This is a genomic window from Streptomyces sp. NRRL F-2664 (genome assembly GCF_000719345.1).
Lineage (GTDB): Bacteria > Actinomycetota > Actinomycetes > Streptomycetales > Streptomycetaceae > Streptomyces.
In genome coordinates, this window is record NZ_JOFX01000001.1 from 67,665 (window position 1) to 81,240 (window position 13,576).

A 13,576-nucleotide genomic window follows, 5' to 3' on the forward strand; every position below is an offset into this window, starting at 1 on the left:
CGGTACCGCCGGTGCGGGCGTCAGACCAGGTCGCGACGTACGATCCAGCGGTGCCGCTTGTCGCTCTTGGCCTCGGTGCGCAGGATCCGGCGGAAGCCGGCCCGCTCGAACATGTCCATCGTGCCGACGTAGGCGAGGGTCGGGTTCACCCGGCCGCCCTCGGGATCCACCGGATACCCCTCGACGGCGGGCGCGCCGTTCGCCCGCGCGTGCTCGACGGCCCCCTCCAGCAGACCGGAGGCGACCCCCTTGCCGCGGAATTCCTTGCGCACGACGAAACAGGTCACCGACCACACGGGCACGTCGTCGACGGGCGTGATCGTCTTCGACGAGGTCAACCGGTCGAGCTGGCGGCGCGGCGCCACGTTGCACCAGCCGGCGACCTCCCCGTCCAGGAACCCGAGGACCCCGGGCGGCGGATCGGCCTTCTCCGCCAGGGTCCGCAGGTGCTCACCGCGCTCCTCCGCGGACATCCTCCCGTAGTCCCCGGTCGTCAGCCGCCACGCCATGCACCAGCACGTGTGCGCGCTCTTCTTCGGCTGGAGCACCTTCTTGACGTCGTCCCACAGATCCGCCGTGGCCGGCCGGACTTCTAAACTCATGCTGCTACTTCGCTCTCTTCCGCTTCTTGCTTTCGCCCCGCGGGCACGCCCTCACGCGCACCAGCGACGACATCGGTCATAACGGCGGTCAGCACCTCCAGGGCGCGCCGACACGCCTCGCGTCCTGCGTCCATATGGGTGACCAGCCGGACGGTGTCCGGGTCCGGCGCGGTCACCAGCACTCCTTCCCGTGCGGCCCGGGCGACGACCTCGTCGGCGCCCGGCACCCCGACGAGGACGATGTTGGTCTCGGGCGGGCGCACGGGGAAGCCCGCCTCCCGCAGCCCCGCCGCCAGCAGCGCGGCGTGTTCGTGGTCCTCGGCGATCCGCTCCACGTGGTGGTCCAGGGCGTACAGCCCCGCAGCCGCCAGGATGCCCGACTGGCGCATCCCGCCGCCCAGGCCGTGCCGCAGCTTGCGCGCACGGGGCAGGTGTTCGGCCCGCAGCAGCAGCACCGAGCCGACCGGCGCGCCGAGCCCCTTCGACAGGCACACCGACAGCGAGTCGGCCGTCTCCCCGTACCGCTCCGCCGCGGTTCCGGTCGCGGCCATGGCGTTCCAGATGCGGGCACCGTCCATGTGGACGGCAACGCCCGCGCCGGCCGCCAGGGCGCGCACCGCCCGCAGCGTCTCCAGCGGATGGACGGTGCCGCCGGCGCGGGTGTGGGTCTGCTCCACCTCCACCGCGCGCGTGCCCAGGGTGTACGGGTTCCCCCGCCGGAGCACCCGCGCCAGCAGGGCCGGGGTGATCACCCCCCGTTCGGCCGTCACCGTACGGGTCTGGATGCCGCCGTAGCGGGCCGGGGAAGCCTCCTCATGGGCGAGGACGTGCGCCTCCGCGTCGCACACCAGCTCCTCGCCGGGACCGACGAGGAGCTGGAGCGCGATCTGGTTGGCCATCACTCCGGACGGCGTGAACAGCGCCGCCGGGAAGCCGAAGAGCGCCGCGAGGCGCTCCTCCAGGGCGCGTACGGTCGGGTCCTCCCCGAAGAGGTCGTCGCCGACCTCCGCGTCGGCCATCGCGGCCCGCATCGCGGGACCCGGCCGGGTCACCGTGTCGCTGCGCAGATCGGCGACCGTGCATCCGGCTGTGCTCATGACGGATCGTCAACTCCTCGTTCACGCGGCCGCGGGGTGAGCCCACGGGCCGCCATCCAGTCCAGCAGCGGCCGTACCAGCAGCCAGGTCTCCCGTACGAGCTCCCCGGCGCGTGCCGTGTGCAGACCCGCGGCCGGACCGTAGCGGCGCCCCGCGTCGATCTTGCGGTGGCGCAGCAGGTCCAGCCGGGGGTGGTCCGCGGGCACCCCCCGCGGCCGGGACCTGAGCCGGTCCCCGCCGATGACGAAGCCCTGCTCCGCCAGCCGGCCGGTGAGCGCCGCCAGTTCCGTGCCGCCGTCCTCCTCCTCGACGGCGGCACGGTAGCGGGCGACCTCGGCCCCGGCGTACGGGTACCAGCGGCCGGAGGCGTACAGCCCGTCCCGGTCCAGGTGCACCCACAGTCCCAGACAGGGCAGCAGGTCCAGATAGGCGCCCTGGTAGGTCTTGTACGGGGACTTGTCGTGGGACATCCGGGTGTCGCGGACCGGGCCGAGCACCTGCACCCCGGCCGGTCCGGCCCACTCCGCGAAGAACGTGCCCAGTTCAGCGGCCAGCTCGTCCATCGGCGCACGCACGTCGCGCTCGTACCGCTCGCGGTGGCGCAGCCGCCACGCCTCCTTGCTGTTGTCGGCCGCGAGGTCCTCGTACAGGCGCAGTGCCGAGGGCGGGAAGCCGCTGAAGGTCACGGCAGGTACCCCGGCAGGGGGTGGGCGGCGCACAGCTCCGACACCCGGGCGCGGACCCGGTCGCGCAACACGTCCGGGAGCACGCCGCCGGGCGCGGCGAGCGCCGTGAGGACGTCCGCGACCAGGTCGGCGCACTCGGCGGCCACCGTCCGGTCCATCCCGCGGGCGGCCAGCGTGTTCGTGCCCAGCCGCAGCCCGCCCGTCACCCGGACCGGCGTGGTGTCCCCGGGGACGCGGTTGCGGTTGACGACGATCCCGCAGGACTCCAGGGCCTCCTCGGCCACGTCCCCGGTGACGCCGGTGCCGCGCAGGTCGAGCAGCACCATGTGGGTGTCCGTACCGCCCGTGACCAGCCGGAAGCCCCGGTCCAGGAGGCGCTCGGCGATCGCCTGCGCACCGTCGGCCAGCCGTTTGGCCACCTCGGCGAAGTCCGGGCTGGCCACGAAGTCCAGGGCGCGGGCCTTGGCCGCCACCGACGCCAGGTCGGGGGTGCCCTGGGTGAAGGGGAACACCGCCCGGCGCAGGGTCGCGGCCAGGGTGCCGCGCTCCGGCCCCGCCCTGCGGGCCTCGCGGCCCAGCAGGATCAGTCCGCCGCGCGGGCCGTACAGCTGCTTGTAGGTGCTGGTGGTGGTCACGTGGGCGTGGTCGACCGGACTCTGGTGGAGGCCGGCCGCGACCAGGCCCGCGATGTGCGAGATGTCCGCGAGGAGGTAGGCGTTGGCCTCGTCCGCGATCTCCCGGAACCGGGCGAAGTCGATGCTGCGGGGGTACGCGCTCGCCCCGCACACGATCAGCTTCGGCCGGTGCTCCAGCGCCAGTTCACGGATCTGGTCGTAGTCGAGCAGCCCCTCCGGCGTCACCCGGTAGCCGTGGGCGCGGTAGTAGCGGCCGGTCACCGAGGCGGGGGAGCCGTGGGTGAGGTGCCCGCCGCAGTCCAGGTCGAGGCCGAGCAGGCTGTCACCCGGGCTGAGCAGGGCCGTGATCACGGCGAGGTTCGCGGACGACCCGGAGTGCGGCTGCACGATCGCGTCCTGCGCCCCGAAGGCCGCGCACGCCCGCTCGATCGCGAGGCGTTCGATGTCGTCGGCGACGCCGCACCCCGCGTGGTAGCGGTTGCCGGGATACCCCTCGGCGGTCAGGTTCCCCAGCGCACTGCCCTCGCAGGCCAGCACGGAGGGGTCCGCGACGCTGGACGCCGCGACCATCATCAGGGTGTCGCGCTGGCGCGCCGACTCCCGCGCCAGCAGGTCGTACAGGACGGAGTCGCGGTCTCTGAGCCGGGTGTTGGCGTGCGCGGCGAAATCGACCAGGTCCGGTGCGGGCACCCGGGGTGCGCCGCCCGGCCGTCCGTTCCCGTCCGGAGGACCGGTGACGGGCGCGGGCAGGGTGAGACTCATGACTGTCCCCTCTCGGAATCGTCCGTGGTGGCCGTGCTGAACCGGGTGGTTTCCTCAGTCCTCGGCATCGGCGGTGTCCGTCTCCTCGGCCTCCAGCTCGCCGAACGCCTCGGCGGCCGCGACCGCCTCCGCACCGTGCTGCTCGTCCGCGGCGATCTTTCCGGCCAGGTCGCGGACCACCGGGTTCTGGAACACGGTCTTGACCGGCACCGGCACCCCGAGCAGCTCCTTGAGCAGTCCGGCCAGCCGGGTCCCGCTGAGCGAGTCGCCGCCCAGGGTGAAGAAGTTGTCACCGGGCGCCACCCCGTCCAGGCCGAGGATGTCCGCGACCGCCGCGCACAGCACCAGCTCCAGCGCGCTGCCGGTCGCCTCCCCGCCGTCGGGTGCGGCCGCGTCGTCGGCGGACTGCCGGCTCCCGGCGGAGGAGGCCAGCAGCAGCCGGTCGACCTTGCCGTTGCGGGTCAGCGGCAGTTCGTCGAGCGCGGTGATCGCGGCGGGCACCATGTAGCCGGGGAGCTGCGCGGCGAGCCGCTCCAGCACCCGGTCGGCGGCGCCGGCGTCCGACCCGGCGTCGGCCACCACGTAGGCGTGCAGCCGCCGCACCCCGTGGGCGCTGGCGGGGGCCACGACCACGGCCGCCTCGACCTCGTCGTCCTGGCGCAGCACGGCCTCGATCTCGCCCAGTTCGATCCGGTGCCCCTGGATCTTGACCTGGAAGTCGTCCCGGCCCAGGATCTCGATGCTGCCGTCCGGCAGGTACCGGCCCAGGTCGCCGGTCAGGTAGGCGCGTTCGCCGGTCTCCGGGAGGCGCACGAAGCGGCTCGCCGTGCGCTCGGCGTCGTTCCAGTAGCCGAGCGCGAGGCCGACGTCGCTGGCCACGGCCATCTCGCCGACGACGCCGAGCGGGCGCTCGTGGGCCGTCCGGTCGACGATGTAGTAGCGCTGGTTCGTGATCGGCTTGCCGTAGGGGATGCTCGTCCACGACGGGTCGACCTCGCCGATCGGCTGGAAGAGCGACCAGCAGATCGTCTCGGTCGGACCGCCCGAGCCCACCACCTGGATCCGCGGGCTCTGCGCCCGCAGCCGGTCCGGCAGGGTCAGCGGGATCCAGTCGCCGGAGAGCACCGACAGCCGCAGGGACTCCAGCGGCCGGCCGGCCCCCCGCCGGTCGCGCACCTCGGCCTCGCCGACGAGCAGTTCCATCAGCACGGGTACGGAGTTCCACAGCGTGACCCGCTCCGTCTGCACCAGGTCGGCCCACACGTCGGGCTCGGCGTGCTCGAACGGCGGCGGCACCACCACGGTCCCGCCCTGGGTGAGCACCCCGAAGACGTCGTAGATCGAGGCGTCGAAGTGCAGCCCCGAGATGGCCAGCAGCCGGTCCCGCTCGTCGACCCCGAAGCGGTCGGCGACGTCGCGGATCAGGTTGACCACGCCGATGTGGTCGACCATCACGCCCTTCGGCTCGCCCGTCGAGCCCGAGGTGAAGATCGTGTACGCGAGGTCCGCGGGGGTCTGCGCGGTGTCGGGCCGGGTCGCGGTGCCGGTCTCGAAGTCCTTGTCCACCCGGTAGCGGCGGGCCGTGGGCGGCCAGCTGACCCGGGACTCCAGCGAGGACTGCGTGAGGATCCGGTCCACCTTGGCCTCGGCCAGCAGCCGGCGCAGCCGCTCCGGCGGCACGGACGCGTCCAGCGGCAGGTAGGCGGCACCGGACGCGAGGATGCCGTACACCGCTGCGTACTGCTCCCAGCCCTTCTCCATCACCACGGCCACCAGCTCGCCCGGCGCCGCCCCGTGCTCGCGCAGCGTGTGCCCGATCCGCCAGGCGTAGGCGGCCAGTTCGGCGTAGCTGAGCCGCCGCCGGGAGTCCACCACGGCCTCGGCGTCCGGCGTGAGCTCCGCCTGCCGGGCGAACAGCTCGTGCAGGGTGGTGTACGGGATCTGCCCGGCCGTGTCGTTGACCTGCCGGCGCAGCTCCCGCTCGGCCGGCGGGACCAGGTCGAAGCGCGGGGTGTGCAGGCTGTCCGGATCGTCGGTGAGCCTGGTCAGGAGGTCCACGTACACGCCGAAGGCGGCGTCGACGAAGCCGGGCGCGAACGCGCCGTCGACGAAGTCCCAGATGACGCGGAGCTCACCGGCCAGCTCCCGCAGCTGCACGTCGAGGGTCACCTGCGGGGTCTGCGAGATCGAGTACACCTCCCGGCCCAGGTCCGTGACGGGCCGGCGCACCGGGTAGTCGAGCAGGCTGGTGACGACCACGGGCATCCCGGCCTGCGCACCCACGCCGTGCAGGCGAGTCAACTCCCGCAGTACGCGGACGCCGTTGAAGGAGCCGTGCTCGACATCGCGGGCCAGCTGGTCGCGCAGGGCGTGCGCGCGGTCCAGGAAGGTCGCGCCCGAGCCGTCGGCGGCGAGCATCACCGCGTTGGTGAAGTCGCCGAGCACGCCGGTGATGTCCGGGTGCACCGCGGGGCGCTGGAAGACCGGGTAGTTGATCGTGAAGTCGGACTCCTCCGCCCAGGCCCGCACCACTTCGGCGAAGGCCGCGGTGAGCAGCAACGACGGGGTCAGGCCCGCCCCGTGCGCCCGCTCGGTGAACCGCTGCCAGTCCGCGGGGGAGAGGCGGTGCTCACGCCGGTCGAAGCGGACCTCGCCGGTGTCGCCGCCGGCACCGCCCGTGGGCAGCGACGGGGCCGGCGGCAGCGTGGGCACGCGCTGCACCCAGTAGTCGCGGGCGGCCCGGAAGGCTTCGGTGTGCGGCAGGGCGTCGGCGCGCCAGCGGGCGTACTCGGCAAAATTGATGCCGGGCTCGGGGAGTTCGGCATCGGGGTTCTCGTACAGGTCGACCAGCTCCGGGAAGAGCACCTGGAAGGCGCTGGAGGCATCCAGCACCTGGAGGTCGATGCCCAGGTGGACCCGGCCGAGGTCCTCCGGACCGCCCAGCCGGAATATCCGCAGGTCGAACAGCGGCCAGCTGCCGACCGGGAAGACCACGTGGCTCATCTCCTCGCGCACCGCGGCGAGGTGCTCCCGGGCGGCGTCCGCGGACAGGTGGCGCAGGTCCACGACCGGGATCTCGAACGGCAGCGGGTCGGCGGGCACCCACTGGGTGCCGTCCGTCCTGCCGATCGCGCGGAGCATGTCGTGGCGGGCGACCACCGTGCGCCAGGCGGTCGCGAACCGTTCCGGGTCGAGGTCCGCGCGCTCCCACTCGAAATATCCGTAGCAGCCGATGCCGCCCATCTCGACGGCTTCGCCTCGCCCGATCATCAGTGCCTGCTGCGTCTCGGTCATCGGGAAGGACGCGGCACTGTCCGCGCGAGCGGGCAGGAGCTCGGTCATGGTCCAACTCCATTCGGTGTTACGGGCCGTTGGCGTGTGCGTGCTCGGGGTGGATGCGGGCCGGGGCGCCCTGCTGCGGGGCAGGGCGAGGCTAGGGGCGGTGAGTTAGCCGCCGGTTACGCTCCGGACGGCCGGTCCGCTCGGCGGGTACCGCCGCGCGTCCCTCCTCCAGGGAGAGCGCGAAGAGCCGGACGAGCGGGTGGAACAGGTAGCAGGGCTGGCCCCACTCGTCCGCGCCGCTGACCTCCAGCAGGGCGGCGTCGGCGAGCGCCTCCAGCAGCCGCTCGGCCTCGGCCTCCGGCAGGTCCAGCGCCGTCGCCGCCTCGGCTGCCGGGAACGGATCCGGGCCGAGCGCGGCCAGCTCCGGGAACACCGCCCGCACCTCCGGCTCCAGTGCGCGCCAGGAGGGCAGCAGGGAGGTGTGCACGTCCATGTCGCCGGAGTGCAGTTCCCGCAGCCGGGTCACGGGGTCGGCCAGCCTGCGGGCGAGCCGGTCGGGCGTGCAGTGCGGCCGGGCCGCGATCCGTGTACCGACGATCCGCAGCGCCAGCGGCAGCCCGGCGCAGTGCTCGACGATCGCGGACGCCGCGCGCGGGGCCGCCGCCACCCGGGAGGGACCGGCCGCCGCGGCGAGCAGCTCCAGGGAGGCCCGCGGCTCCAGGGGCGCGAGGGCCACCGTGTGCGCCCCGGCCACCGTAGGCAGGGCCGTACGCCCCGTCACCAGCACGGCCGGCTCGGGGGTGTTGGGCAGCAGCGGACCGAGCTGGGCCGCCCCGGAGGCGTTGTCCAGCACGATGAGCAGCTGCCGTCCCCGGGTCCGCTCCCGGTACAGGCGCACCAGCTGGTCCTGGTCGTCGGCGGCCGGTACGTCGTCCATCGGGCCCAGCGCCCGCAGCAGCCGGCGCAGTACCCGGGCCGGGTGCCGCGGAGTGCCGTCCGCGGCGCGCAGGTCGGCGTACAACTGGCCGTCGGGGAAATGCCGCTGGCAGCGGTGCGCCGCGTGGACGGCCAGCGCGGTCTTCCCCAGCCCCGCCATGCCGGTGACCAGGACCCGGCGGGGCCGTCCGGCACCCTGCCCGTCGGGGGCCAGGGCCCGGCACACCAGCTCCAGCTCCGGCTCCCGCCCGGTGAAGTCGACGGTGTCCGGGGGCAGCATGGCCGGGGTCCCGTCCGAGGGGCCCGAGGCCCGCGGCCGCGCGCCCGCCCGTACGGCGGGGGCGGAGCCCGGCCACCGGTCGAGTGTGCCGTCCAGCAGCGCCCGGTAGGTGGCCTGGAGTTCCTCGCCGGGATTGACCCCCAGTTCGTCCGCGAGCACCGCCCGGCCGTGGTGGTAGAGGTGGATCGCGTCCGCCTGCCGCCCCGACCGGCACAGGGCGGTCATCAGCTGGCAGCGGATGCGCTCGCGCAGTGGGAACTCCGCCACGAGCCCGGTGAGTTCGCCGGTGAGCTGCTCGTGCCGGCCGAGGGCGAGGTCCGCGGCGATGCGGTGCTCCAGGGTCACGGCCCGCGCCTCCGTCAGTCGCGGGGCCTCTGCGTCGGCGAGGTATTCGGTGGCGTTCGCGAACGGCTGGCCGTTCCACCGGGCCAGGGCGTCGCGCAGCAGCTCACCGGCCTTTTCGAAGTCCTCTTTGATCAGTGCCTCGCGGCCGCCGAGTGCCAGCTTCTCGAATTCGTTCAGGTCGACGGTCGCATTACCGATGCTCATGGCATATCCCGGCGGTCTGCGATCGATCGTCACGTCGGCGCCCAGAATCTTGCGCAGGCGCGAAATATAGGTGTAGAGCTGTGCGCTGACGGTCGCGGGGGGCGCCCAGCCCCACAGCAACCGGCACAGCCGCTCGTCCGACACCACTTCCCCGCGGGCCAGGAGGAGCGCCGCGAGCACGGTGTGCAGCTTCGCCCCGGAGAACGCGACCCGGTGGCCGTCCCGCCGTACCTCTACTGGCCCGAGCACTCGGAATTCCATGTACCGCCCCATCCGTGATTCCTGAGAAGAATCTTCGAACGAAGCTAGAGGAGGTCGTTGTCCCCTCGATATCGTGTCGATTTCGAGGGGGGCCTGGGTCACGAAATCGATGGAACACGGAAGAGAAAGGAGGCGTCCCTACTGTTCCATTCGTGCCGCAGCGAGCGGCAGTGATGATCCATCGAGAGGGGAATCCGAGATGCGCAGCACCCGGACGGCGAAGAAGACGGCCGCTTGCCTGGTTGTCCTTGCGGGGATGTTCGTGGGCACGGGGGCCGTGTCGGCCGTCACGGCGCAGGGGGGCACCAGCGTCCAGGCGGACGACATGCCCTGGGGGATCGTCAAGCCGCTGCACCCCTCCCCGTCCGGCTCCGCCGGCACGAACGGCGACATGCCCTGGGGCTGACCCCCCTGCGGCGCCCCCACCCGAGCGCCGCGCCGCTCCTCCGGTTCCACCGCAGCACGCAGCATCGCAAGCCCGCACCACCGCACGTGGACGGCAGCACGTGCTGGGGCCGCACGCACCACGCAGGCCCGCACCGCCACCGCAGCCGGCGCCCCCGCCGCGGACCCCGCACCACCGCAGCCCGCACCGGCGGCCATCCGCCCCCGCGGCCCGCGCCATATCGGACGGGCGTCAGTTCGCCGGATGCGCCAGCAGCTCCGTCAGTTCCTCCGGAGTGAAGGAACGATGCGGCAGCCCTCCGGGACCCCCACCGCCCGGTACGTCCCCCGCATCCCGTACGGCCGCCAGCAGCCGGCCCGCCTGCACCCGCCAGGGCTGCGCGCCGACCTCACCGAAGGCGGCACAGGCCCGCCGGAACCTCTCCGCCGCCTCCGCACACCGGCCCCCGAGCGCATCCACGCACCCGAGGTCCGTCTCCACCCGGGCGTACAGGAACCGGTCCGCCAGTTCGACGGTGATCTCCAGGGCCTGCTGCAGCGTGTCCCCCGACGCCTGCAGCAGGCCCTGGCTCCACTGCGTCTGCCCCAGACCCCGCAGCGCGTGGGCCTCACCGACCCGGTCGCCCTCGCCGCGGGTCAGGCGCAGCACCGCGCCGAACGCCTCGGCCGCCTCGCCGTAGCCCCCCGCGCGCAGCCGCACCTCGGCCAGCCGGTACACGCTCTGGGCCTCCGCCCGTACCGATCCGGTACGCCGGCTGAGCGCCACCGCCTGCTCCGCCAGCGGCAGCGCGCCGCCCACGTTGCCCCGGTCCAGTTCGATCTGCGCCTGGAAGCCCAGCAGATGGGCCTCGTTGCCGATGTCCCCCGACGCATGGAAGCCGCCGAGCGCCGCCTCGCAGTACTCCAGCGCCCGCTCCCAGTCGCCCTGGAACCGTGCGCACATGGCCAGGTTCCGTTGCGCGAGCGCCGCCCCGCCCAGGTCACCCGTGGTGCGCAGCAGCCGCAGCGCGGCCATGTTCCAGCCCTCGGCCTGCTCGTAGCGCCGCTGGTAGATCGCCAGCGACCCCAGGAGCCGCAGCATGGTCGCCTCGCCGGGCTCGTCACCGGCGCAGCGGGCGGACGCCAGGGCCTGCTCGGCGCTGCGCTGCCAGTCCTCCAGGTAGTTCTTCGTCTCGAAGTGCGGCACCGCGCTCTCGGTCAGCTTCCAGGCGTAGCCGGCCCGGCCCGTCTCCGCCGCCTGGGCCACCACGTCGGTCACGGCGGTGCGCTCCGACTCGAACCAGTCCATCGGCGAGCCGAGCAGCTCGTCGGCGAGCTCGCCCAGGAAGCCGGGGGCGGGCGCGGCCGGCCGGCCCACCGGGAAGTCGCGTCCGTCGATCCGCCGGTGCGCCTCCTCGGCCAGCCAGAGCCACGCGCCGAAGGCCCGCTCCAATGCGGCGTCCGTCTCGCCCTCCGGCTCGTCCGACTCCGCCCGCTCCCGGGCGAACAGCCGCAGCAGGTCCTGGAAGCGGTAGCGGGCCGCCCGGCCCGGCGCCGACTCCGCCACCTCCAGCAGCTGGGCGTCGACCAGGTGGTCGATCAGCTCCTCCGCGTGCCACACGCTGGTGTCGAGGACGGCCGCCCCCGCCCAGGCGGCGAAGTCCGCCGTGCGCAGCAGTCCGAGGCGCCGGTACATCCGGGCCGCCTCCGGCGGCAGGTCCCGGTAGGTGAGGCGGAAGCCGGCGCGCACCCCGCCCTCGCCCGGGCTCAGAACGTCCAGCCGGGAGCGGTGGTCGCGCAGCCGCTCCACGAGGCTGCGCACGCTCAGGTTGGGTTTGGCCGCGAGCCGGGCGCCGGCGATCCGCAGCGCCAGCGGCAGGCAGTCGCACAGCGCGCCGAGCTGCTCCACCGCCACCGGGTCACTGCCGAACCGGTCCGCCCCCGCGAGTTTGATCAGCAGGGCCGTGGCCTCGGTCGGCTCCAGCATCCGCAGCCGGATGCTGAGCGCCGTGTAGTCCCCGGTCAGGTCGCCCAGGTTCTCCCGGCTGGTGGCCAGCACCACGCTGCGCCCACCGCCGGGCAGCAGGGGTCTGAGCTGCTGGAAGGAGCGTACGTTGTCCAGGAGGATCAGGGTTTTGCGGGTGCTGAGCAGGCTCCGGAACAGCGCCGCCCGCTCATCGGGATCGACCGGTACCTGCGGTGCGGCTATGCCGAGGGCCCGCAGGAAGCGGTCCAGCACGGCCGCGGGCGACACCGGCGCCTGCTCCTCGTCGTAGCCGCGCAGATCGGCGAAGAGCTGGCCGTCGGGGAACTGGTCCGCCACCTGGCTCGCCCAGTGCACCGCCAGTGCCGTCTTGCCCACCCCGCCCACGCCCACGATCGTCGCCAGGGCCGGGGTGTGCGGGTGGTACGGCTCCTTCAGCAGCCGGTCCAGCGAGGCCATCTCGCGCTGCCGGCCGGTGAACGCCATGACCTGCGCCGGGAGTTGCGCCGGGACGGTGTGCAGGGCGGTCGGCGCGGGGGTGGCCACGGCCGGGGGCCGGGTCAGCTCCGGCGAGTCGCGCAGGATCAGGTCGTGCAACTGCCGCAGCCCCGGACCCGGTTCGATCCCGAGCTGCTCGGTGAGTAAGCGGCGGCCGGCCAGGAACACGTCGAGGGCCTCGGCCCGCTGGCCCGACCGGTAGAGGGCCAGCATGAGGTGCTCACGGCACTGCTCGCGCAGTGGATGCCGGGCCACCAGGTCGGTGAGCTCGCCGATGAGCGCGCGGTGCCGGCCGAGCTGGAGCATCAGCCCCGCCCGCTCCTCCATGAGCGTGAGCCTCATCTGCTCCAGCCGCGTCGCCTCGGCCTCCAGCCGGGAGCCGGGCGTCTCGTCGAGGGCCGAGCCCCGCCAGATGCTCAGCGCCTCCTCGAACAGCGTGCAGGCCTCCTCGGTGCGGCCGTGCCGGGCGGCGTCGCGGCCCTGCTCGGCGCGCTCCAGGAACTCCTGGACGTCGACGCGGTGCTCGCCCTTGGCCAGCAGGTAGCCCGGGGGAGAGGTGATCAGCAGGTCGGTCACGCCGGCCTGCTTGAAGGTCTTGCGCAGGGTGGCCACGCAGATGGCGATCTGGTTGCGGGCCGTCGCGGGAGGCGAATCCGGCCAGACGGCGTCCACCAGGGTGTCCACCGAGACGACCCGGTCGGCATAGAGCACCAGCATCGCGAGGACCGTCGCCTGGCGCCTGCCGTTGATGCGCAAGGGGCCGTCCTCGGCCTGGACGAGCAGTGGCCCCAGCAGTCTGAAGACAAACCGATTCACAGGTCCCCCGCCTTTGAAACCCCGTGTCAGGCGCGAACGGTACCGCAAAGACGATTCCTCGGTGCAGTCAACCTTTGGGAAAAACGGCGGCTGTTTCAAGCCGCCTTGTCCGTATAGCGGTAGCGGGCGCGGGCGGCCCTCACCCGGAGCCGCCCGTGCCGACCGAGGCCAGCGCGCCCGACAGCCCCCGAATGATCTCGGCCGTCCGGTGCACCTCCTCCTCACCGCCCAGGCTCGCGCACAGCTGCCGGGCCAGGTCGGCCAGACAGGAGTCGACCTCCTGCTTCGCAGCCCCGCCCCGCTCGGTCGCGGCCAGCAGTTTCGCCCTCCGGTGCGCCGGATTGTCCAGATAGACGGCGAGTCCCTGCCGTACGAGCAGGTCCGCTATGCGCTGCACGCTCTGCCGGGTGGTCCCCACGCGCCGGGCCACTTCGGAGACCGACAGGGGCTCGTCCGTCACCGTGCTGAGGACCTGCCAGCGCGCCGCGCTCAGACCGGACGCCGGCGCCAGCCGGTCGACGGCCGCGGTGAAGCGCCCGTTCAGTCGGAAGACGGCCACGGCGGCCCGGCTGAACGCCTCGGCCTCCCCGGACTCCGCTCTGCACGTCAACGCAGGTCCCCCTCCGTACGTCTTCCGGGTCGCTGCACGATAACAGCGCGTGGTCGCACGGACGAGAGTCGTGCGCGACCTGTCCGCGAAGGCCGGGCCCGGCTGGTCCATTGGCAGCGCTCTGGCGCGCCGATCACCTCTGCGACTGCGCCAATGGACCTGGTCATCGAGGCCGAGTTGAGCCACTGGGCCCC

9 protein-coding genes are annotated in these 13,576 nt (G+C 73.5%); 1 reads left to right on the plus strand and 8 read right to left on the minus strand.

Going from position 1 to position 13,576, the window contains the following annotated elements:
- Positions 1 to 20 precede the first annotated feature (20 nt).
- The 6 genes from IF89_RS0100280 to IF89_RS0100305 form a co-directional block, all read right to left on the minus strand.
- The gene (locus tag IF89_RS0100280; protein WP_030759168.1) at positions 21 to 602 is read right to left on the minus strand and encodes a GNAT family N-acetyltransferase; all 582 of its coding nucleotides are present in this window, start codon (positions 600 to 602) and stop codon (positions 21 to 23) included.
- Entirely contained in the window at positions 599 to 1,699 is a 1,101-nt protein-coding gene (locus IF89_RS0100285; RefSeq protein ID WP_063831220.1) for a threonine aldolase family protein, read from the minus strand. Before IF89_RS0100285 ends, IF89_RS0100280 begins: the two co-directional genes overlap by 4 nt.
- Positions 1,696 to 2,385, minus strand: a complete 690-nt coding sequence (locus IF89_RS0100290) for a DUF2461 domain-containing protein (RefSeq protein ID WP_030759174.1) — start codon at positions 2,383 to 2,385, stop codon at positions 1,696 to 1,698. Before IF89_RS0100290 ends, IF89_RS0100285 begins: the two co-directional genes overlap by 4 nt.
- The gene (glyA, locus tag IF89_RS0100295; protein ID WP_078628004.1) at positions 2,382 to 3,782 is read right to left on the minus strand and encodes a serine hydroxymethyltransferase; all 1,401 of its coding nucleotides are present in this window, start codon (positions 3,780 to 3,782) and stop codon (positions 2,382 to 2,384) included. Before glyA ends, IF89_RS0100290 begins: the two co-directional genes overlap by 4 nt.
- A gap of 54 nt (positions 3,783 to 3,836) precedes the next feature.
- Positions 3,837 to 7,124, minus strand: coding sequence for a non-ribosomal peptide synthetase (locus tag IF89_RS0100300; protein WP_051806661.1), 3,288 nt, complete (start codon positions 7,122 to 7,124; stop codon positions 3,837 to 3,839).
- A 91-nt stretch (positions 7,125 to 7,215) separates the two neighbouring features.
- The gene (locus tag IF89_RS0100305) at positions 7,216 to 9,090 is read right to left on the minus strand and encodes an AfsR/SARP family transcriptional regulator (protein ID WP_078628036.1); all 1,875 of its coding nucleotides are present in this window, start codon (positions 9,088 to 9,090) and stop codon (positions 7,216 to 7,218) included.
- Between the two features lie 199 nt (positions 9,091 to 9,289).
- On the opposite strand from IF89_RS0100305, the gene IF89_RS0100310 reads away from it, so the two are divergent.
- A complete protein-coding gene (locus tag IF89_RS0100310) occupies positions 9,290 to 9,496 on the plus strand; it encodes a hypothetical protein (protein WP_030759186.1) in 207 nt (68 codons plus the stop codon).
- A 231-nt stretch (positions 9,497 to 9,727) separates the two neighbouring features.
- Here IF89_RS0100310 and IF89_RS0100315 read toward each other — a convergent pair whose 3' ends face one another.
- Both IF89_RS0100315 and IF89_RS0100320 read right to left on the minus strand, forming a co-directional pair.
- Positions 9,728 to 12,772, minus strand: a complete 3,045-nt coding sequence (locus tag IF89_RS0100315) for an AfsR/SARP family transcriptional regulator (RefSeq protein WP_078628005.1) — start codon at positions 12,770 to 12,772, stop codon at positions 9,728 to 9,730.
- Positions 12,773 to 12,911: 139 nt separating this feature from the next.
- Entirely contained in the window at positions 12,912 to 13,382 is a 471-nt protein-coding gene (locus IF89_RS0100320) for a MarR family winged helix-turn-helix transcriptional regulator (RefSeq protein ID WP_030759191.1), read from the minus strand.
- Positions 13,383 to 13,576: the final 194 nt, after the last annotated feature.